The 20,180-nt window shown below is 68.4% G+C and carries 18 protein-coding genes and 1 tRNA gene; 12 read left to right on the plus strand and 7 right to left on the minus strand.

Annotated features, from left to right (window positions below):
• Window positions 1-2 precede the first annotated feature (2 nt).
• Window positions 3-2,621: an MGH1-like glycoside hydrolase domain-containing protein gene (locus EV192_RS43690; RefSeq protein WP_243727448.1), complete on the plus strand. Its 2,619-nt coding sequence runs from the start codon at window positions 3-5 to the stop codon at window positions 2,619-2,621.
• Window positions 2,618-4,111, plus strand: coding sequence for an alpha-amylase family glycosyl hydrolase (locus EV192_RS43695; protein WP_132124652.1), 1,494 nt, complete (start codon window positions 2,618-2,620; stop codon window positions 4,109-4,111). The genes EV192_RS43690 and EV192_RS43695 overlap by 4 nt, the downstream gene beginning before the upstream one ends.
• On the opposite strand, the gene argF is transcribed toward EV192_RS43695, so the two are convergent.
• Window positions 4,080-5,081, minus strand: a complete 1,002-nt coding sequence (gene argF, locus EV192_RS43700) for an ornithine carbamoyltransferase (RefSeq protein ID WP_132124653.1) — start codon at window positions 5,079-5,081, stop codon at window positions 4,080-4,082. The two genes, EV192_RS43695 and argF, sit on opposite strands and share 32 nt — an antisense overlap.
• Window positions 5,082-5,095: 14 nt before the next feature.
• Window positions 5,096-6,316 (minus strand): arginine deiminase, encoded by a 1,221-nt coding sequence (locus tag EV192_RS43705; RefSeq protein WP_132124654.1) that lies wholly within the window; start codon window positions 6,314-6,316, stop codon window positions 5,096-5,098.
• 117 nt (window positions 6,317-6,433) lie between these two features.
• Here EV192_RS43705 and EV192_RS43710 point away from each other — a divergent pair, with 117 nt between their 5' ends.
• Genes EV192_RS43710 through EV192_RS43720 form a run of 3 tightly spaced genes read left to right on the plus strand, consistent with a single transcriptional unit; the run spans window position 6,434 to window position 11,327 of the window.
• Window positions 6,434-7,786, plus strand: a complete 1,353-nt coding sequence (locus tag EV192_RS43710) for an APC family permease (protein ID WP_207926696.1) — start codon at window positions 6,434-6,436, stop codon at window positions 7,784-7,786.
• A 2-nt stretch (window positions 7,787-7,788) separates the two neighbouring features.
• The gene (arcC, locus tag EV192_RS43715; protein WP_132124655.1) at window positions 7,789-8,706 is read left to right on the plus strand and encodes a carbamate kinase; all 918 of its coding nucleotides are present in this window, start codon (window positions 7,789-7,791) and stop codon (window positions 8,704-8,706) included.
• On the plus strand, window positions 8,703-11,327 hold the full coding sequence (locus EV192_RS43720; RefSeq protein WP_132124656.1) for a cation-translocating P-type ATPase: 2,625 nt from the start codon (window positions 8,703-8,705) through the stop codon (window positions 11,325-11,327). The genes arcC and EV192_RS43720 overlap by 4 nt, the downstream gene beginning before the upstream one ends.
• 7 nt (window positions 11,328-11,334) lie before the next feature.
• Here the strand turns inward: EV192_RS43720 and EV192_RS43725 are convergent, their stop codons facing one another.
• Window positions 11,335-12,525 carry an MFS transporter gene (locus tag EV192_RS43725; protein ID WP_132124657.1) on the minus strand — a complete coding sequence of 397 codons (1,191 nt, stop codon included), beginning with the start codon at window positions 12,523-12,525 and terminating at the stop codon, window positions 11,335-11,337.
• Between the two features lie 93 nt (window positions 12,526-12,618).
• Between EV192_RS43725 and EV192_RS43730 the strand changes: the two genes are divergently transcribed.
• The 6 genes from EV192_RS43730 to EV192_RS43755 all read left to right on the plus strand — a co-directional run bounded on the left by EV192_RS43730 (window position 12,619) and on the right by EV192_RS43755 (window position 16,345).
• Window positions 12,619-13,674 carry a LacI family DNA-binding transcriptional regulator gene (locus tag EV192_RS43730; RefSeq protein WP_243727449.1) on the plus strand — a complete coding sequence of 352 codons (1,056 nt, stop codon included), beginning with the start codon at window positions 12,619-12,621 and terminating at the stop codon, window positions 13,672-13,674.
• 106 nt (window positions 13,675-13,780) lie between these two features.
• Window positions 13,781-13,853, plus strand: a tRNA-Arg gene (locus EV192_RS43735).
• Between the two features lie 60 nt (window positions 13,854-13,913).
• Entirely contained in the window at window positions 13,914-14,492 is a 579-nt protein-coding gene (locus tag EV192_RS43740; protein WP_132124658.1) for a TetR/AcrR family transcriptional regulator, read from the plus strand.
• Window positions 14,493-14,550: 58 nt separating this feature from the next.
• A complete protein-coding gene (locus tag EV192_RS43745; protein WP_132124659.1) occupies window positions 14,551-15,012 on the plus strand; it encodes a pyridoxamine 5'-phosphate oxidase family protein in 462 nt (153 codons plus the stop codon).
• Window positions 15,009-15,674, plus strand: coding sequence for a DsbA family oxidoreductase (locus tag EV192_RS43750; RefSeq protein WP_132124660.1), 666 nt, complete (start codon window positions 15,009-15,011; stop codon window positions 15,672-15,674). The genes EV192_RS43745 and EV192_RS43750 overlap by 4 nt, the downstream gene beginning before the upstream one ends.
• On the plus strand, window positions 15,671-16,345 hold the full coding sequence (locus tag EV192_RS43755) for an MBL fold metallo-hydrolase (RefSeq protein WP_165960922.1): 675 nt from the start codon (window positions 15,671-15,673) through the stop codon (window positions 16,343-16,345). Before EV192_RS43750 ends, EV192_RS43755 begins: the two co-directional genes overlap by 4 nt.
• Window positions 16,346-16,349: 4 nt before the next feature.
• Here the strand turns inward: EV192_RS43755 and EV192_RS43760 are convergent, their stop codons facing one another.
• Both EV192_RS43760 and EV192_RS43765 read right to left on the minus strand, forming a co-directional pair.
• Entirely contained in the window at window positions 16,350-17,117 is a 768-nt protein-coding gene (locus EV192_RS43760; protein ID WP_243727450.1) for an isocitrate lyase/PEP mutase family protein, read from the minus strand.
• A 63-nt stretch (window positions 17,118-17,180) separates the two neighbouring features.
• Complete coding sequence (locus EV192_RS43765; protein WP_165960923.1) at window positions 17,181-17,477, minus strand: putative quinol monooxygenase; 297 nt, start codon at window positions 17,475-17,477, stop codon at window positions 17,181-17,183.
• A 140-nt stretch (window positions 17,478-17,617) separates the two neighbouring features.
• On the opposite strand from EV192_RS43765, the gene EV192_RS43770 reads away from it, so the two are divergent.
• Window positions 17,618-18,580 (plus strand): helix-turn-helix domain-containing protein, encoded by a 963-nt coding sequence (locus tag EV192_RS43770; protein ID WP_132124664.1) that lies wholly within the window; start codon window positions 17,618-17,620, stop codon window positions 18,578-18,580.
• On the opposite strand, the gene EV192_RS43775 is transcribed toward EV192_RS43770, so the two are convergent.
• Window positions 18,534-19,682 carry an alpha/beta fold hydrolase gene (locus tag EV192_RS43775; RefSeq protein ID WP_207926698.1) on the minus strand — a complete coding sequence of 383 codons (1,149 nt, stop codon included), beginning with the start codon at window positions 19,680-19,682 and terminating at the stop codon, window positions 18,534-18,536. The two genes, EV192_RS43770 and EV192_RS43775, sit on opposite strands and share 47 nt — an antisense overlap.
• Window positions 19,683-19,951: 269 nt before the next feature.
• Window positions 19,952-20,179: a hypothetical protein gene (locus EV192_RS43780; protein WP_132124665.1), complete on the minus strand. Its 228-nt coding sequence runs from the start codon at window positions 20,177-20,179 to the stop codon at window positions 19,952-19,954.
• Window position 20,180: the final 1 nt, after the last annotated feature.

A 20,180-nucleotide genomic window follows, 5' to 3' on the forward strand; every position in this document is an offset into this window, starting at 1 on the left:
GTGTGGGCGATGCGGAGCGTAAGCGACTGACCGAGGCGGACACGAACGGTGTCCCCTGGCGTCGTTGGGGACCGTACCTCAGCGAACGGCAGTGGGGCACCGTGCGGGAGGACTACGGCGCGGGGGACGCGTGGGCGTCGTTCCCGCACGACCAGGCCCGTTCCCGGGCGTACCGGTGGGGCGAGGACGGGTTGGCCGGTGTCAGCGACGACCGCCAGCTGCTGTGCCTGTCGCTGGCGCTGTGGAACGGCGCCGATCCGATGCTCAAGGAGCGGCTGTTCGGGTTGACGAACCCCGAGGGCAACCATGGCGAGGACGTCAAGGAGTGCTACTTCTACCTTGACGCCACGCCGACCGCGTCCTACCTGAAGATGCTCTACAAGTATCCGCAGGCCGAGTTCCCGTACGCCGATCTGGTCGCCACCAACGCACAGCGAGGACGGACCGAACCCGAGTACGAGTTGCTGGACACCGGGGTCTTCGACGGCGACCGGTACTTCGACGTCACAGTCGAGTACGCCAAGTCCACACCGGACGACCTGCTCATGGTGGTCACAGTGGACAATCGCGGCCCGGCGGACGCGGTCCTGCATGTCCTGCCCACACTGTGGTTCCGGCACACGTGGTCGTGGGCAGGCGACGCGCCGCGACCCTCCCTGCACACGGTCGCGGGTGCCGTGCGCGCCGAGCATCCCGAACTCGGTGTGCGGTGGTGCGACGCCGATCAGCCGGTCCCGATTCTCGTCACCGAGAACGAGACGAACAACGAGCGCGTGTTCGGTTCGCCGAACGATCATCCCTATGTCAAGGACGGTATCGACCGCGCGGTCGTGGGCGGCGACACGACCGCGGTCAACCCAGACGGCATGGGCACCAAGGCAGCCATGCACTACACGCTCTCGGTCCGATCGGGTGGGACGGCGACCGTGCGGATACGGCTGTCCGACACCGAGTACAGCGACCCGTTCGGCGATTTCGACGAGGTGATGCGCACCCGTCGTGACGAGGCGGACGAGTTCCATACCCGTCTGCTCGCGGTCAACCTCTCCGACGACGAGCGTCTGGTGTGTCGCCAGGCGTTGGCCGGGCTGATCTGGTCGAAGCAGTACTACGCGCTGGACGTGGAGCGCTGGCTGGCCGAGCGCGGCGCCGACCCACTCGCGGCCGACGCGGGCCTGCGCAACCACGACTGGCGACACCTGGTCGCCGAGGACGTCATCGCGATGCCGGACAAGTGGGAGTACCCCTGGTTCGCCGCGTGGGACCTGGCTTTCCATGCGGTTGCCCACGCGGCGGTGGACCCGGTCTTCGCCAAGCGGCAGGTCGACCTGTTGCTCAACCGCCGTTATCTGCATCCGAACGGCCAGTTGCCGGCGTACGAGTGGAACTTCGGCGACGTCAACCCGCCTGTGCACGCGTGGGCCGCGTGGTTCGTCTACGAGCTCGACCGGACCGCGACCGGCACCGGTGACCGGGCGTTCCTGGAGAACGTGTTCCAGAAGCTGATGCGGAACTTCGGCTGGTGGCTCAACCGGAAGGACCCGGACGGCCGGAACGTCTTCCAGGGCGGGTTTCTCGGCCTGGACAACATCGGTGTGTTCGACCGGAGTGCGCCGCTACCGGGCGGCGGGCGGCTCGACCAGGCCGACGGCACCGCCTGGATGGCGTTGTACTGCCAGAATCTCATCCAGATGGCGGTCGAACTCGCCCACGACAACCCGACGTACCTGGAGCACGCGCAGGCGTTGCTGGAGAACCTCGCGTGGATCGCCGCGGCCACGAACCACGTCGGCCCGGACGGGACGAGTTTGTGGGACGAGCAGGACGGGTTCTTCTACGACGTGCTCCGGCGACCGGACGGCTGTGCCACGCCGCTGAAGGTCCGGTCGATCGTCGGACTCATCCCGTTGGCCGCGGCGACCGTGATCGGCGGCGCGGTCCGCGACAAGTATCCCCAGCTGGTCGGGGACGCGACCGCGTTCCTCGATCGTCATCCAGCGGTCACCGCGGCGCTTTCGGGCCAGGGCAGGCAGGTGGCGGGTGCTGGGCCGGTGCTGTTCGCGTTGTTCGACGAACATCGGCTGCGCCGGATCCTGACGCGGATGCTGGACGAGCAGGAATTCCTTGGGCCGTACGGGATTCGCTCGGTTTCCCGATGGCACAAGGAGAATCCTTACGTGCTCGCCGTCGACGGTCAGGAGTACAGCGTCCGTTACACCGCGGCGGAGTCGGACAGCGGGATGTTCGGCGGCAACTCGAACTGGCGCGGCCCGGTGTGGTTCCCGATCAACGTGATGATCATCCGCGCGCTGCTGCACCTGTACGAGTTCCACGGCGACGACTTCACCGTCGAATGCCCGACCGGATCCGGTCGGCGGATGAACCTCTACCAGGTCGCCCGCGAGGTCGCCGACCGGTTGACAGGCACCTTCCTGGCGGACACCGAAGGCCGGCGGCCGGTGCACGGCGGCCAACCGACCCTGCGCGACTGGCGTGACCTCGTGCTGTTCTACGAGTACTTCAACGGAGACGACGGCGCCGGGATCGGGGCGAGCCACCAGACCGGGTGGACCGGGCTGGTGGCACTGTTCCCGTTGTTGTTCAAGGGAGTGGGGCAGTGAACGGATGGCCGGGACAGCCGGTTGTGTACGAGGTCAACACGGCGGTCTGGCTGAACGCGGTCGCGCGGGCCGTCGGACGACGGGTGACGTTGGCCGACGTGCCCGCGTCGGAGTGGGACGCGATCACCCCGGTCGGGATCGACGCGGTCTGGCTGATGGGCGTGTGGGAACGCAGCCCCGCCGGCCTGGCCATCGCGAACGCGAACGCCGAACTGCGGGCGTCGTTCGAGCAGGTGCTGCCGGACCTGCGCGCCGAGGATGTCATCGGGTCGCCGTACTGCGTTCGCCGTTATGTCGCGGACGCGGCCTTCGGCGGTCCCGAGGGGCTGGCGGTGGCACGGGCGGAGCTGGCCGGTCGCGGCGTGCGGCTGATCCTGGACTACGTGCCCAACCATGTCGCCCCTGACCATCCGTGGGTGACCGGTCGCCCGGAACTGTTCGTGCAGGGGGACGGCGAAGACGTGAGAGCGCTCCCAGAAGGCTGGATCGCGGTGGACGGGAACGTACTCGCCCGCGGTCGCGACCCGTATTTCCCGCCGTGGCCCGACGTCGTCCAACTCGACGCGTACTCGCCGGCCCTGCGCGCGGCGACCATCCGGACGCTGGCCGGCATCGCCGACCAGTGCGACGGGATCCGTTGCGACATGGCGATGCTGATGACCAACGAGATCTTCGGCGAGACCTGGGGCGAGTGGGTCGGGTCCACGCCGGACGACGAGTTCTGGCCGACGGTCGTCAGCGGCCTGCGCGCCTCGCATCCGGAGACTGTCCTGTTCGCGGAAGCGTACTGGGATCAGGAGTACACGCTGCAGCAACAAGGATTCGCCTTCTGCTACGACAAACGGCTCTACGACCGGGTCGTCGACGTGAACGTGCCGACGATCCGTGACCATCTGGCCGCCGCTCCCGGCTACCAGTCCCGACTGGTGCGTTTCCTGGAGAACCACGACGAGCCGAGGATCGCGGAGCGCCTCCCCAAGGACGCCGAACGGGCCGCCGCGGTCGCCATGGCCACATTGCCCGGCGCGACCCTCTGGCATGAGGGACAGTTCGAGGGCCGCCGGGTCCGGCCGCCGGTGTTCCTGGCCCGGCGGCCGGACGAACCACTTGACGAGGAACTCGCCGGGTGGTACCGCGGACTGCTGGCCGTCGTGGCGGAGGAAGGAATGCGCCGGGGCTCATGGCGGCAGCTGCGACCCGAGGGCTGGCCGGACAACCCGTCGTACCGCACGCTGCTCGCCTGGTCGTGGTCGGCTGCGGACGGCGCCCGGCACGTGATCGTGGTCAACTTCGCCGGGCAGCCCGCGCAGGCCCGGATCCCGCTCCCCTGGACGGACCTGCGCGGCCGGATGTGGTGTCTCACGGACCTGCTCACGGGCACCGACTTCGACCGGGACGGCGACGAACTCGTCCACCCCGGACTGTTCGTCGCCCTCGGACCGTGGCAGTTCCACGTGCTCAGCCCAACGTCGCGACAAGGATCGCCTTGATCGTGTGCAGGCGGTTCTCGGCCTGGTCGAACACGATGCTGGCGGGGGAGTCGAAGACCTCGCCGGTCACCTCAAGGCCGGCGGTCATCCCGGTGTGGGTCATGATCTCCGCCCCGACAGTGGTGTTGGTGTCGTGGAACGCGGGCAGGCAGTGCATGAACCTGGCCGACGGGTTGCCGGTCTTCACCATCAGCTCGGTGTTGACCTGATACGGCTCGAGCAGCCGCACGCGTTCGGCCCAGGCCTCTTTGGTCTCGCCCATGGAGACCCACACGTCGGTGTGGACGAAGTCGACACCGAGCACGGCCGCTGTGGGATTGTCGGTGATGGTGATGCGCGCGCCGGTGCTGGCGGCGATGTCCGTGGCGAGTTCGGTGACGTCCTTCGGCGGCAGCAGCGGGGTCGGCCCGGCCATCCGGACGTCGCTGCCCATCAACGCGCCCATGACCAGCAACGAGCGGCCCATGTTGAACCGGCAGTCCCCGACGAACACATAGGAGATGTCCGCGTAGGGTTTCTGACAGGCCTCCTGCATGGTGAGGAAGTCGGCGAGCATCTGGGTCGGGTGCCAGTCGTCGGTCAGTCCGTTGTAGACAGGGATGCCGGCGTGCGCGGCGAGAGTCTCGATGTCGGCCTGCTGGCTGCCGCGGAACTCGATCGCGTCGAACATCCGGCCGAGGACCGCGGCCGTGTCCGCGACGGACTCCTTGTGTCCCAGCTGGGACCCGGACGGGTCCAAATAGGTCACGTGGGCGCCCTGGTCGTGCGCGGCGACCTCGAACGCCGACCGGGTCCGGGTCGACGTCTTCTCGAACAGCAGGGCGATGTCCTTGCCCGCCAGCAGTTCGGTCTCGATGCCGGCGTACTTGGCGACCTTCAGCGCCTTGGAAAGGCGTAGCAGGTAACGCAGTTCGTCCGGCGTGAAGTCGACCTCCTTGAGAAAGTGCCGGTTCCTCAGGTTGAAAGCCATGGCTGCTCCCCGGGTCAGAACGCTTGGTCGCGCTGGAGTGGACAGGTCATGCAGTGCGAGCCGCCCCGGCCCCGGCCCAGCTCGAACCCCTCGATGGTGATGACCTCGACGCCGGCCTTGCGCAGTGCGGTGTTGGTGGCGGTGTTGCGCTCGTAGGCGATCACCACACCGGGTTCGAGCGCGACGACGTTGTTGCCGTCGTCCCATTGTTCGCGCTCGGCGCCGAACGCGTCCCCGCCGGTCTCGATGGTCCGCATCTTGGGCACGCCAAGGGCTTTGGCCATCAGGTCGGGCAACGATCCGCGCTGCTGTTCGACCACGAGGTCCTCGGCGGACTCACCGGGAGTGATCGCCCAGGTCCGGGCGCCGTCGATCACCTGCGGGAACAGGGTGACGAGATCCCGGTCGCACATGGTGATGACGGTGTCAAGATGCATGTACGTGCGTGACTTCGGTAGAAGCACGGCGAGTACGCGCCGCGCGGAGCCGGCCCGGAACAGCGAACGGGCGATCCACAGCACGGCTTGCGGGGTGGTGCGTTCACCCATGCCGATCATGACGGTGCCGTTGCCGATCGGTTGCACGTCACCGCCTTCCACGTGCGCCCGGCCCCAGTTCTCGTCGCTGCCGCCCAGCCAGATCGGGAAGCGCTCGGTGGCGAACGCCGGGTGGAAGCGGTAGATCGCCTCCACGATCATGGTCTCCGGCTTGCGGGCGGGTTTGGTCATCGGGTTGATCGTGACACCTTCGTGGATCCAGCAGGACGGGTCGCGCTGGAACAGGAAGTTCGGCAACGGCGGCAGCAGCATGCCGGTCGGGTCCGCGGACTCCCAGCCGAGCCCGATGTCACGGGCCACGTCGGATTTGGTGATGCCGCCGATCAGGAACTCCGCGACCTGGTCCGGACGCGCGGTCTGGAGCCATTCACGGGCCCGTGCCGCGGCGGTGACGCCGACTTCCCGTTCGTTCAGGACGCGGTCGCTGACCCAGTCCTTCACCTCGGGCTTGACCAGTGCCTCGGCGAGCAGTTGCTCGGTGTACAGGACATCCACGCCGTGTTCGCGCATCACCTCACAGAAACTGTCGTGCTCGACCTTGGCCCGGTGGACCCACAGGACGTCGTCGAAGAGCAGCTCCTCCGCGTTGGACGGGGTGAGCCGGGTGTGTTCCAGGCCGGGCCGGTGGACCATGACCCGGCGCAGCCGGCCGACCTCCGAGTGCACTCCCAGCTCCATAGTGGACTCCTTACGGACGATGGGTGAACCGGTTCCATGCAACACGCGGAACGTGGCCAGGCGATTCGCCCACGGTGGGTGATGTGGCCCGCCACCCCACGACCGGACGCTTGAACGGTGAAGAACGCAGTCGAAGGCGAAGCCAAGCAACGGCAGTTCGGGCTCACCGCGGCGATGGCGCTGATCGTGGGCAGCATCATCGGTGTCGGCATCTTCAACCTCCCGACCGCGTTGGCGGCGTACGGCCCGATCAGCCTGGTCTCGATGGCGCTCACCACAGTGGGTGCGCTCGCGCTCGCCATGCTGTTCGCCGCGTTGTCCCGCCGTATGCCGGCAGACGGCGGGCCGTACGCGTACGCGCGGGCCGCCTTCGGAGACCGGATCGGGTTCCTCAACGCCTGGTCGTACTGGATCACGGCGTGGGCCGGGAACGCCGCGATCGCAGTTGGCTGGGTGCTCTACGTCGAGCACTTCGTCAACACCGGCCACAACAAGCTGTTCTCGGTCATCCTGGTCCTGATTGGACTGTGGCTGCCGGCGGCGGTCAACCTCTCCGGTGTCCGGAACATGCGATGGGTCCAGGTGACGTCCACTGTGCTGAAGTTCGCCGCCCTCGCGTTCATGGCCACGGTCGGGCTGTTCTTCCTCAAGAGCGCCAACTTCACCCCCTGGAACGCCAGCGGGCAGAACGCGATCACCGCGATCGGCGGCGGCATGGCCATCGCCCTGTTCAGCTACCTCGGGGTGGAGACCGCCGCGGTGGCCGCCGGCAAGGTGCGTGATCCAGATCGCAACATCCCCCGTGCCACGGTTCTGGGCACGATCGCGACCTCCGTCGTCTACCTGATGTCGCTCACCGCGGTGTTCGGCATCCTGCCCAGCTCGCAACTCGGTTCGGCGAGCGCTCCGTTTTCCGACGCGGTCAACGCCATCTTCGGCGGCACGGTGGCGGGTGACGTGATGGCCGTGGCGGTGATCGTCTCCGGGCTGGGCGCGCTCAACGGCTGGACCATGATCTGCGCCGAGATGCCGTTGGCCGCCGCGAACGACGCCCTGTTTCCCGAGCGTTTCCAACGGCTTTCGGCCCGAGGTGTGCCCGTGTTCGGGATCGTCGCGTCGACCGTCCTGGGGTCGGTGGCGGTGATCGTCAACTATCTGGGCTCGGCGGGCGCGACCGTCTTCACCACGCTGATCCTGATGACGGGCATCACCGCCGCGATTCCGTACGGGTTCTCGGCATTGGCCCAGCTGACCTGGCGTTGGGCCGACCGCCGGACCCTCGACCGGCCGACGTTCGTCCGGGATCTGACTGTGGCCGTGGTGTCGCTGGTGTTCTCGGTTCTGTTCATCTGGTACTCGCGCAACGGCGGCCACAGCTTCTGGCTGTACTGGGCGCCGTTCTTCCTGGCCGGGGGTGCGCTGCTGCTCGGCATTCCGGTCTACGTCACGCGCACTCGGCGAGGGGAGTGAGGATGCGGATCGTGCTGGCGTTGGGCGGCAACGCGCTGCTGCGTCGTTCGGATCCGTTGACCACCGAGGTCCAGCGGCGGAACATCCGGGTGGCGGCCGAGGCGATCGCTCCGCTGGCCGAGGAGCACAGTGTCGTTGTCGCCCATGGGAACGGGCCACAGGTCGGGCTGTTGTCCCTGCAGGCGTCGGCGTACCCGGATGCCGAACCGTATCCGCTGGACGTCCTGGACGCCGGCACCCAGGGCATGATCGGCTATCTGATCCAGCAGGAGCTCAGGAGCCTGCTGCCGCCGGGGCACCAGGTGGCCACCCTGCTCACCATGATCACGGTGGACCCGGACGATCCGGCGTTCGCCGAGCCGGCGAAGTTCGTCGGCCCGATCTACGACAAGCAGACCGCCACTGAACTGGCGGCGGAACACGGCTGGGTGTTCCGGCAGGACGGCCTTGCCTGGCGCCGGGTGGTGCCGTCGCCGAAGCCACAGCAGATCGTGGAGATCGTGCCCGTGAAGTGGCTGCTCGCGCATGGCGCCGTGGTCATCTGTGCCGGTGGCGGCGGTATCCCCACGGCCATGGGTGTCGGCAGCCTGACGGGTGTGGAGGCGGTGATCGACAAGGACTTCGCGGCCGGCCTGCTCGCCGAGCAGGTGCACGCGGACCTGTTCCTGATGGCGACCGATGTGGACGGTGTCTATGTCCACCGGGGAACGCCCGAGCAGAGGCGGTTGGACTGGGTGACACCGGAGGAGCTGACCGGCTACGAGTTCGCGGCCGGCTCGATGGGCCCGAAGGTGGCGGCCGCCGCCCGGTTCACGGCGGGAACGGGCCGTCGGGCCGCGATCGGCGCGTTGACCGACATCGCGCGGGTCGTGGCGGGGAACGCGGGCACCAATGTGGTCGCCGGGAAGGAGAACAGGTGACCCCGGTATGGCACACCCTCAGCGCTGACCAAGTGCTCCAGACCGAGCAGGTCGGACGGACCGGCCTGAGCTCGTCGGACGTGGCGTCGCGGGCCGAACGGTTCGGCCCGAACACGGTGTCCGCGGCCAAGGTCGAGCCGCGCTGGCGCGCGTTCCTCCGCCAGTACGCCGATCCGATGCAGATCGTGCTGGTAGTGGCCGGCGCCGCCAGCTTCTACCCGCTCCAGCAACTCGGCACGGGGTTGTTGCTGATCGTGTTAACACTGGTTAACGCCGTGCTGGGGCTACGGCAGGAGGGCAAGGCGGCCGCGGCTGTCGCGGCACTGCGGAAGATGATGGTCGTCAAGGCCAAGGTGCGCCGGGACGGACAGCTGATCGAGGTCCCGGCGGCGGAACTCGTCCCTGGCGACCTCGTCTCCGTCGAGGCGGGCGACGTCGTCCCCGCGGACGGACGGCTGCTGAGAGCGGCGACCCTGGAGATCGCGGAGTCCGCGCTCACCGGCGAAAGCGTGCCGGTGTCGAAGACCACCGAAGCGGTGGCGGCCGTTGACACGCCACTCGGCGACCGGACCGGCATGGTCTACATGAACACCAACGTCACCCGGGGGACCGGCGAGTTCGTGGTGACCGCGACCGGGATGGCGACCGAGGTCGGCCACATCTCCGGCATGCTGCAGGCGGACAAGGCCGCGACCACCCCGCTGACCCGTCAGCTGGACAAGCTGACCCGGCAGATCCTCTGGATCGCCGGGGTGGCCCTGGTCGTCTCGATGGTGATCAACCTGGCCCGCGGCAACACGTTCACGGCCGTGTTCAACGCCGCGGTGGCGTTCTCGATCTCGGCCATCCCCACCGGCCTGCCCGCGGTGGTCACCACGATCCTGGCCTGGGGCACCGAACGGCTGGCCCAGGCCGGCGCCATCATGAAGCAGCTCCGCTCGACCGAGACGCTCGGCTCGACGTCGGCGATCAACTCGGACAAAACCGGCACGCTCACCCTCAATCAGATGACCGCGGTGCGGATGGCGGTCGTGGGCCGCCGGTACACGATCGAGGGGACGGGTTACGCCACCGACGGCCGCATCACCCGGGTGGCAGGGGATTCCGAGATCCCGCTCGACCAGTTCCTGATGCCGATGGTGCTCGCGTCGGACGCGGTGGTCAGCGATGGCGAGCTGATCGGCGACCCCACAGAGGGCGCGCTGGTGTGCCTGGCGGCCAAGGGCGGCGTGGACGCCACGTCGACGAGACAGGCCTACCCGCGCGTCGCCGAGCTGCCGTTCGACGCGGCCTACAAGCTGATGGCGACGTTCCATCGGATGACCGACGAATCGGGCACCGAGGTGATCCGGTGCTTCGTCAAAGGCGCCCCCGACCAGCTGCTCGCGCGGGCCGGCCCGGTCGACGGCGAGCGCTACCTGGCCGAGAACCGGGCACTGGCCGAACAGGGCCTCCGGGTGCTCGCCACCGCCCGTAAGGACTTCGCGATGGACTCCTTCGACCCGGACGCTGATCTGCTGTCCCTGGTCAACGACCTGGAACTGCTCGCCCTGGTCGGGATCGTCGACCCGCCGCGGCCCACCGCCAAACAGGCCATCGCGACCGCGAAGACCGCGGGCATCCGGGTCCGGATGATCACCGGCGATCACGTGGTCACCGCGACGGCGATCGCGCGGCAACTCGGCATCGAGGGCCAGGCGATCACCGGCGCGGAGTTCGAGTCCATGGACGACGACGAGGCCGTACGCAGGCTCTCGGACATCGGCGTGATCGCCCGCGTGACACCGCAGCACAAGGTCCGTCTGGTCGAGCTGCTCCGCAGACAAGGCCACATCGTCGCGATGACCGGCGACGGCGTGAACGACGCGCCGGCCCTGAAGAAGGCCGACATCGGGATCGCGATGGGCATCACCGGCACCGAGGTCACCAAAGAGGCCGCGGTGATGATCCTGACCGACGACGACTTCGCCACGATCGTCAAGGCGGTCCGGCTCGGCCGCGGACTCTACGACAACCTGGTCAAGTACGTCCGCTACCAGATGGGAACCCTGTTCGGGTTCATCTTCGCCTTCCTCGGCGCCAGCGTGTTCAACATCCTCGGCGGCGTCCCGTTCCTGCCGCTGCAGACACTGTGGGTCAACTTCACCACCGGCGTGATCCAGTCCGTCGGCCTCGGCTACGGCAAACCCGCGGCCGGCCTGATGGAACGCGAACCCCGCCGGCCCGACCAACCGATCCTGCCCCGAGGACTGTTCGTCTGGCTGGTCACCGTCGGCCTGGTCATGGCGGCCGGCACACTCGGCGTGATCACCTGGGCGGACCAAGGGATGGCCCACACCATGGGCCTGGTCACGTTCTCGCTGTTCAACCTCTTCTTCTCGATCACCACCAAGGACGAGCTGAGAACGGTCTTCACCCTGGACACGTTCGCCGACAAGCCCTTCACCATCGCCACCGCGATATCCATTGTGGCCATTGTGCTGGCCACCACCTTCGGCCCGCTCCAGGCCCTGCTCAAGACGACCTCGCTCACAGTCCCGCAGTGGCTTGGCTGCGTCGGCGTCGCGCTGTCCATTGTGGTGGTGTCGGAGATCCGGAAGGCGTTCCTGCGGCGGCGGTAGTGCGACGTCATCGAGCTCCGGCAGCGCTCGATCGGGTCTCGTGACGCGCTTCCCGGCGCCCGGCCCGGCGCGCCGCCAAGGCGAGCGGCGCCATGGCGCATGCGATCACCGCGACCACGGCCAGCGCGACCGGCAGGCCAACCGCGGACGCGATGCCGCCGACCATCGGTGGCCCGATCAGGAAGCCGCTGTAGGCGATCGTGCTCACGAAACCGAGTTCCCGTTCACCACCGCCACCGTCGGCCCGCCGCCCGGACGCGCCCGCCAGTTCGAGCGCGACCGGGAAGCCGAACGCAAGGCCCAGTCCAGCGAGCGCGAAGCCTATGTACGTGAACACGGGCAACGGTACGAGCACGGCGACGAACAGTCCTAGCGCGCCTGTCACCGCGCCGACGACGAGCATCCGTGTCGAGCCCCAACGTCCTTCGATCCGTTCGCCGAGGAGCCGCATGACCGCCATGGCGACGGAGAAGCCCGCGTAGACCAGCGCCGCCGCGGACTCGTCGAGCCCGCGTTGGTGAACGCCGAAGAAGGCAGACCAGTCGACGCTTGCGCCTTCGGCGATCGAGGAGCACAACGCGATGAGCCCGAGCAGCCACAGCACCGGGCGACGGACCACCGAGCGGTTCGGCTCGGACCGTTCCGCCGACCTTGTCTCGACGGGGATCCACCGTACGAACGCGAGCGCGATCAAGGCGCCAACGACCGCCGTGATGCTCAGGTGCCGTAGCGGGCTCAGGTCGTTTGCGGCGGCGATGGCGGCACCTGCGGCGCCGAGCATGCCGCCGATGCTGAAGGCCGCGTGAAAGATCGGCATGATCGCCCGACCACTCTGCCTGATGGCCGTCACGGCCGCGATGTTCATCGCGACATCGAGCCCGCCGACAGCCGCGCCCAACACAACGAGGACGAGCCCGAGTTGCAGCGGTGACGCCGTCAGTCCGAGCGCGGGCAGGATCGCGCACCCGGCGAGCGCGGTGACGCCGACCGTTACTCGCGCGCCGAACCGCGCACACAGGCGTCCCGTGGCGGACGCGGACGCGATCATCCCGATGCTGCCGCCGAGCAGGGACAGGCCCAGCGATCCTTCAGCCGCGCCGACCTGGGCGGCGAGCGCGGGCACCCGCGGCGCCCACGAGCCGAAGACCACGCCGTTCAGGGCGAACACGCCGAGTACGGCGACGACCGCAGACCGCACGTGACCTCCTCGGGATCGGTCACCCACGCTATCTGAAGCGCTTCAGCAAATCCAGTGGGCCGGCTTCCGGACCGCGCTGCGTACGCTCAGTGCGTGAGCAGCCGGCGACCGACTCTGGACACGGTGGCACGCGAGGTCGGCGTGTCCCGCGCCACCGTGTCGAACGCCTACAACCGGCCCGACCAGCTGTCCGAGCGGCTGCGCGCCAAGATCATGAGCACCGCGGCGCGCCTGGGGTACGCGGGCCCCGACCCGGTGGCTCGCAGCCTGGCGACACAGCGTGCCGGCGCGGTCGCGGTGATGCTCGACAAGCGACTCTCGGCGGCGTTCTCCGACCCGGCCCTGTCGATCACGCTGGACACCTTGGCGTCCACTGTCGACACCGGCGACCGGTCGCTCGTCCTGATGCCCGGTGGGCCGAATGGCGGCGGGCCGCGTCCGTCCGCGGTGGCCGCGGTTCATGCCGACGTAGTTGTTGCCTATTCGTTGCAGAACAACGCTCCGGCCATCACCGCGGTCCAACACCGTGGCCTGCCCCTCGTCGTGGTCGATCAGCCGACCGTCGAAACCGTCGCGACGGTGCGAGTGGACGACCGGGAAGGCGCCCGAACGGCCGCACAACACGTAGTCGATCTGGGTCACCGGCACATCGGAGTGATCAGCCTCGAGTTCGCCACCGGCGGGCACACCGGACCGGCGGGTCCACAAAGGATGAAATCGGCGGACTTCCAGGTGACGGCCGAAAGAATGGCTGGCTACCTGGCGGTCCTGCCGGTCGAGCCGGCAGTCTGGGAGGCGCCGGACAGCCGAAGGGAATACGGCCGTTCGGCCGCGGAATGGCTGCTCTGCCAAGAACCCCGCCCGACCGCGCTGCTGTGCATGTCCGACGAACTGGCCCTCGGGGCGATCCGCGCGGCGAGAGACTTTGGTCTCACCGTCCCCGCCGACCTCACCATCGTCGGATTCGATGACACCCCGGCGGCCGCCTGGGCCGACCTCACCACCGTCCGCCAGGACCTCCTTGAGAAGGGCAGAAGAACCGGTGACCTGGTCCTTCGCCTGCTCAGCGGCCACCAACCGGGTCCCCCGGTGACCATCGGTGTCACTCTCGTGACAAGATCGTCGAGCGGCCCGGTCCCCTCCCGGTGATCTTGTTCACCCGGACTGGTGCGATTCAGAAACACCAGAGCCCTGTCGAACGATCAAATCCGGTGAGACGGCTAACCTGCCCATCCGGCAGGTACCACCGCCTTAACCCCCCGTAGCTCAGCGGATAGAGCGAGAGACTTCTAATCTCTTGGTCGCAGGTTCAAGTCCTGCCGGGGGGACTTCGGCCCGTCATGCCTTCGCGCGTACCGCGGCCGTAGAGTCCCGGTCCTATGGCTGACATGGAATTCGGTCAGGCGCCCGTCCGGGAACGGGCGGACGCCGCCCGCAACCGGGTCAAGATCCTGCAGGCCGCGGCCCGGCTGTTCGCCGAACACGGCGTCGCCGACGTGTCGATGGACCAGATCGCGAGCGCCGCGCAGGTCGGCAAGGGCACGTTGTTCCGCCGGTTCGGGGACAAGTCCGGGCTGGCCGCGGCCTTGCTCGACGTGCGGGAGCAGGATCTGCAGCAGGCCATCCTCCGCGGCACGCCGCCGCTGGGGCCGGGAGCGCCCGCGAATGACCGGCTGGTGGCGTTCTTCGCCGCGTACGCCCTGTTCCTCGAAGAGAACCTCGACCTGGTGCACCTGTCGGAGACGGCGAGTCCGGGCGCGCGGTACCGGGTGGGCGCGTACCGGTTCTGGCACCAGCACGTACGGATCATGCTGAACGAGGCACGGCCGGACCTGGATGCCGAGTACCTCGCGCACGCCCTGCTCGCCGCGGTCGCCGCGGACCTGCGTAAAGCGACCAGGGCGTCCTTCTCCGCGGAACGCGTCGTGGCTGGTGTCGTGCAACTTGTGGCGGCGGTCACTGGCTGAAACGGACCGCGGTCCGATACAGTGATGTGGACCGTAGTCCGATTCTCTGGGTGGTTCCATGATCGAGCATGCCGAAGGACTGCGCCTGGTCGCCGAACTCGGTGGAGCCGACAACTGGCTCGCCGTCCTGGTGACCCAGCGCCCCGACGGAAGACCTGCCACGTCCGTCGTGAACGCGGGCATCCTGCCGCATCCTGACACCGGTGAGTCCGTCGTCGCGTTCGTCGCGCGTGGCGCCACGGCCAAGCTCACGAACCTGCGGCACCATCCCGAGGCGACGCTGGTCTTCCGGGCCGGCTGGGAGTGGGTGGCGGTCTCCGGCCCGGTCACGCTGGCCGGACCGGACGAACCCGTCGACGACCTTCCCCGGCTGCTGCGCGACATCTACCACGCGGCCGGCGGCCGGCACGACGACCTCGACGAGTACGACCGGGTCATGGCCACCGAGCGACGGACGGCCGTCCTGCTGGCACCGGTCCGTTTCGCCACCAACCCACCAGGCACGGAGCACGAGGAATGATCACTGTCACCCCAGGCACGATCCAGGTCTGGTCGGACCTGTTGTGCCCGTTCGCCCATGTCGCGATCCACCGGCTCACCGCCGCCCGCGACCGACTCGGCCTCGACGTCCGGTTGGACCACCACACGTTCGCGCTCGAACTGTTCAACGGCCCGCATCCCCGGCCCGGCACGGACAGCGAAGCCGTCGGTCTCGGCCAGATCGCGCCCGAAGCCGGGTTCCGGCTGTGGAGCGCGGCCGACTGGCTGTACCCGTCGACCGTCCTGCTGGCGGCGGAGGCCGTGCACGCCGCCAAAGCCCAGGGTCTGGGGCCGGCCGAGGACCTGGATCGCGCGCTGCGCAAGGCGTTCTGGCTGGAGTCGAAGTCCATCGGCCACCGCCAGGTGATCCTCGACGTGGCGGCCGAAACATCCACAGTGGACGTCATAGCCCTGGCCACGGCGCTCGACGAGGGAAAGTATCGGTCGCACGTGATGGCCGACCACAAGGTCGCGCAGACCGACGACGTCACCGGCAGCCCACACTTGTTCCTGCCGGACGGATCCAGCGTCCACAACCCGGGCATCGACGTCCGCTGGGAAGGCCCATGGGCGGCGGGCTATCCGATCGCCCGCGACACCGACCCCGGCTGGGCCGAGAACCTGCTCAAGTCCGTCGGATGATCGAGTTCCGCCGGATCGTGGTCGGCCCGCTGGCCACCAACTGCTGGGTTCTCCACAGCTCCGGCGCCGCGCTCCTGGTCGACCCGGGCGACGACCCCGATCGCGTGCTGGCAGCCGTCGCGGACCTCGATGTCACGGCGATCCTGCTCACCCACGCCCACTTCGACCACGTCATGGGGGTCGACGCGGTGGCCACGGCACTGGACGTCCCAGTGCTGGGCCACCGCGCCGAGGAGGACGTGTGGCGACACGAACTGACGTTCTTGAAAGAGAACGGCCACTTCGACGCCGGCCTGGACACCGCGAAGCTCCTCGCCGAAGGCGTCCCGCTCACCCCGAACACCAGCCTCTGGCACGGAACCTTCGACCGGTACGTGACCGACACAGTGCGCGTCGGCCCGGTGGACGTTCGGGTATTGCACACCCCTGGGCACACGCCCGGCGGCGTAACGCTTGCCTTACCAGGGCATCTGTTCACCGGAGACACGTTGTTCCCAGGTGGTCCGGGCCTGACCGGCTGGCCGTTGTCCGACTTTCGCACGATCATCGAGTCGGTCCGCGGCCTGCTCGACTTCCCCGAGGACACGGTCATTCATCCCGGCCACGGCCCGGACACCACCGTCGGCACCGAGAAACCGGCACTTCCGGACTGGATCGCCCGCGGCTGGTGACGCCTTACTTCGACAAAGCCTTGTTCACCGCGCCGTAGTCAGAGCCGCCTGCGGTCGTGTCGTACGTGCCCTGGGTGAGCATCTCGACCGTCGCACGCGTGGCGACGGCGTACGCGGCCTGTGCGATCGCTGACCCGAGGCTGATCCGCACCGTGCCGGCCTTGGCGAAGTCGGCGACGGAAGGCGCGCCTGCCCACGCCATTACGGCGATCGGCAACGGCCCCTCGGCCAGTTCAGCGATCGCGTCCAGGTCGATCAGTCCAGGCACGAACAGGCTGTCCGCGACGCTGTACGCCGCCGCGCGTTCCTGCGCCTCCGCGAGCCCGCCGACACCCGCGAGGTACACGTCTGTCCTAGCGTTTATCCACAGTGGCGCCCCGAGCCGGTCCGCCGCGGCGCGTGCCTCGACGAGCCGATCGGCCTGCTCGGCCGGGGTGAACATCACGCCGTCGGCGCGGTCCTCGATGTTCACCCCGACCGCACCAGCCTGGACGACCGCGGTCACGGTCGCGGCCACATCGTCATAGCCTGCCTCGATGTCCACCGAGACCGGGACGTCGACCGCGGCGGTGATCCGTGCGACGACCGCCGCGAGCCGGTCCGCGCCCAGGTCGGCGGCGTCCGGCACACCCAGCGACCAGGCGACTCCCGCGCTGGTCGTGGCGACCGCCTTGGCGCCGGCGTTGGCGATCAGCACCGCGGAGGCGACGTCCCACGCGTTCGGCAGCAACAGCGGGTCACCGGGCTTGTGCAGGCTGGCGAAGTCGTTCATGACCATGAACGTAGCGAGTGGGCCGGGTCCGGTCTGGCCATTTTCGGACACGACCCACCCCGGTCACAGCGCGACGAGCAGCTCGTGGTTGATCTCGACGAAGTCCACGACGAGGTCGGAGAACCGCCCGGCGATCAGCTCCTTGTACACGGCGGAGCCGGTGTGCGCGTCGTACGCGTCCTGTGAGGCGAAGTGCTCGACGAACAGCAGGTAGTCCGGCTTGGTGAGGTCGCGGTAGACGCGGAACGACAGTGTCCCTGCCTCGGCGCCCGGCCCCTTCGGCGCGTACTCCTCGATGACCGCCTCGGCCTCGGCCTGCTTGCCGTCCTTGAGCTTGATGGGGAACACCTTGATGAGCACGAGATCTCCTGTAGTCGTGCGGGAGTGGACGACGAGAAGGATTCCGGTGGCGGGGGCCGGGAGTCCGGCCATATCTGGACAAGATGTCCCTGTCCGAATGCCGCCGGGAAATGTCGGTGCGATGGCGTACAACTACGGACATGACCACGTACTCCGCAGTCGTCACGACCGGCATCTACTGCCGACCTGGCTGTGGCGCGAAACCGTTGGCGAAGAACACACGCACGTTCGAGCTCGCCGCGGCGGCCGAGGCCGCCGGGTTCCGGGCGTGCTTGCGGTGCCGTCCGTACCGGGTGGCCGGTCCGGTCGGGTCGGACGCGCCGGAGCTGGTGTGCGAGGCCGTCCAGCTGATCATCGAAGGCGCCCTGGACGAGGGAACCGAGGACGGGCTCGCGGCCCGGGTGGGCGTGTCGGCGCGGCATCTGCGCCGGATGTTCCGCCAGCACCTTGGCGCGAGCCCGGATCAGCTCGCGCGGTCCCGTCGGGCGCACTTCGCCCGTCGCCTGCTGGACGACACGGACCTCACAGCGGCCGACATCGCGTTCGCCTCCGGTTTCGGCAGCCTGCGCCAGTTCAACCGGACCATGCAGGAGGTGTTCCGCGCCTCCCCGATGGACCTGCGGGGCCGCCGTCGGCGCGCGGACCGTCTTGTCGCCGACGGCGGCCTCTTGTTACGTCATCCGGTCGTGTCCGCGTTCGACTGGGATTCGGTCCGTGCTTCGCTTGCGGGGCGGGCGATTCCGGGTGTCGAGTCGGTCGACGGGGACACGTACCGGCGCACGATCAGGGTCGGGGACTCGCCCGGCCTGGTCGAGATCTTCCCCGGTGACCAGGAGAACCTGTTGGTGCGGCTGCATCTGCCGTACTGGGAGGGGCTGATCCACATCGTCGGCCGGATCGGCCGGCTGCTGGACACGGGGGAGTGGAACGAAGTGGAGGACGGCGTCAGGTCCACGGTCGGCGCCGGCCGGTTGGCCGAGGTGGTGACCACGTTGGGCACACCGGTGCCGGGCCTGCCGGGCGGCCTCACCCACACGTTCCCTGACGCCGCCACCCTCATGGCGCGCAACGAGTTCCGTCAGCTGGTGCCCGCAATGTCGTGAGATATGTGTCCACGGCGGATCGGGTGCACGAGTTGCGTGTGTACACCTGGTGTCCCCATCCCGCATAGGTCAAGAGAACGGAGTTGCCTATCTGTTGACGGACGTTAACCGCCCACGGGTAAGCGCTGACGGGATCGTGCCGCGAGTGCGCGATCAGGATCGTCGGCGCGTGGGTGACGTGCAGCCGGTGCTGCGGGTTGTTCGCGGGCGGCAGCCCGATGCAGCCCACGGCCGCGAAGTGTTCAGGTGCGCCTCGCATATGGGGTGCCGCCTGCGTTTCAGCTGCGGTCAGCCGTGCTAGGTCCACATAGGACTGCGGCCGGACCTGCCAGTCCTGGCAGAGGATCGCGACGAACTGCGGCGGCACGGGCATCTTCATGGGTGAGATCGTCGGGATCCACTTGGCCAGCTCAGGCCATTGTGGGCCTTTGAGCATGCCCGTCGCCCGGAACGCCACGGCAGCCTGGGAGTCGGGGTCCAGCTTGGCGAGCGCGTTGTCCCACACCGAAGCCACATCGGGCGGACATACCGGATTGCCCGCACACCACTTCACGAACTCGTCGAACGAGTCCTCCGCGGCACCCGCCACGTCGGTGAAGAAGCTCGTGGTGTCCGCGCTGTGGTCGACGGTGCCGGTCAACGTCATCGCCCTGACCCGGTCGCCGAACAGTTCGGCGTACTGCTCGCCCATGACCGTGCCGTAGGAGTGGCCGAAGTAGCTGATCCGCCGTTCACCCAGAGCCCGTCGGATCGCGTCCATGTCCTGCACGGTGGACAGCGTGTCGAGATGGTCGTACACCGGGCCGGTGCGGGCCTGGCAGTCCTTTCGTAGCGTCCGGTTGTACGCCGCGATCCGGTCGAACTCGGCCTGGTCGCGGGGGTATGCCGACGGCTGCCGGGCCAGCACGTCCGGCGAGCAGGTGATCGGGTGGGTGCGTTTGATCCCGCGCGGGTCGAATCCAACAATGTCGAACCGCGCCTGGACGTCCGGGCTGAAATACGTGGGGGCGCGCAGGACGAAGTCCACGCCCGAGTCGCCGGGGCCGCCCGGATTGGTCAGCAGCACGCCGATCCGCTCTCCTGTTGCCTTTCGGCGGGCCACGGCCAGATCAAACGTGTCCCCCCAGGGGTTCGACCAGTCGACCGGGAGGCGGAGCGTTCCGCATTCGGCCGTGCCGTCCTCAGGGCACGGATGCCATCTGACATGCGGTGTCGCATCGGCCGCCTGAGCGCCTGACAACAGTAAGGCGGCCACGAGCGCGGCCGTCATCGATTTGCCTTTGTGCGGCATGAAGTGTTGTCCTTTACGGGAAGGAGTGGTCGCGAACTTCTTCATCTGGGTCGTCGAGTGGCCGCTCGACGACCCAGTCCCTATTCGACCTCCTTGAGAATCCGTTCGATCTCCGCCAGCCGTCGCTCGGTGCTCTCCTGACTGGTCACTGCCCGTTCGGCGAGCGTGCGGAATTCCTGGTCGCGGATGACGGCTGCCTTCGCCCGCCGGGTCGACGCCACCTGCCAGACCGTCACCGTGAGCACCGCGGTGAGCAGTACGAACACGCCGATGGTCGCGATGACCTCCTGCCACTGGTGCCAGTTCACG

The sequence above is a fragment of the Actinocrispum wychmicini genome (genome assembly GCF_004345645.1).
Taxonomy (GTDB): domain Bacteria; phylum Actinomycetota; class Actinomycetes; order Mycobacteriales; family Pseudonocardiaceae; genus Kibdelosporangium; species Kibdelosporangium wychmicini.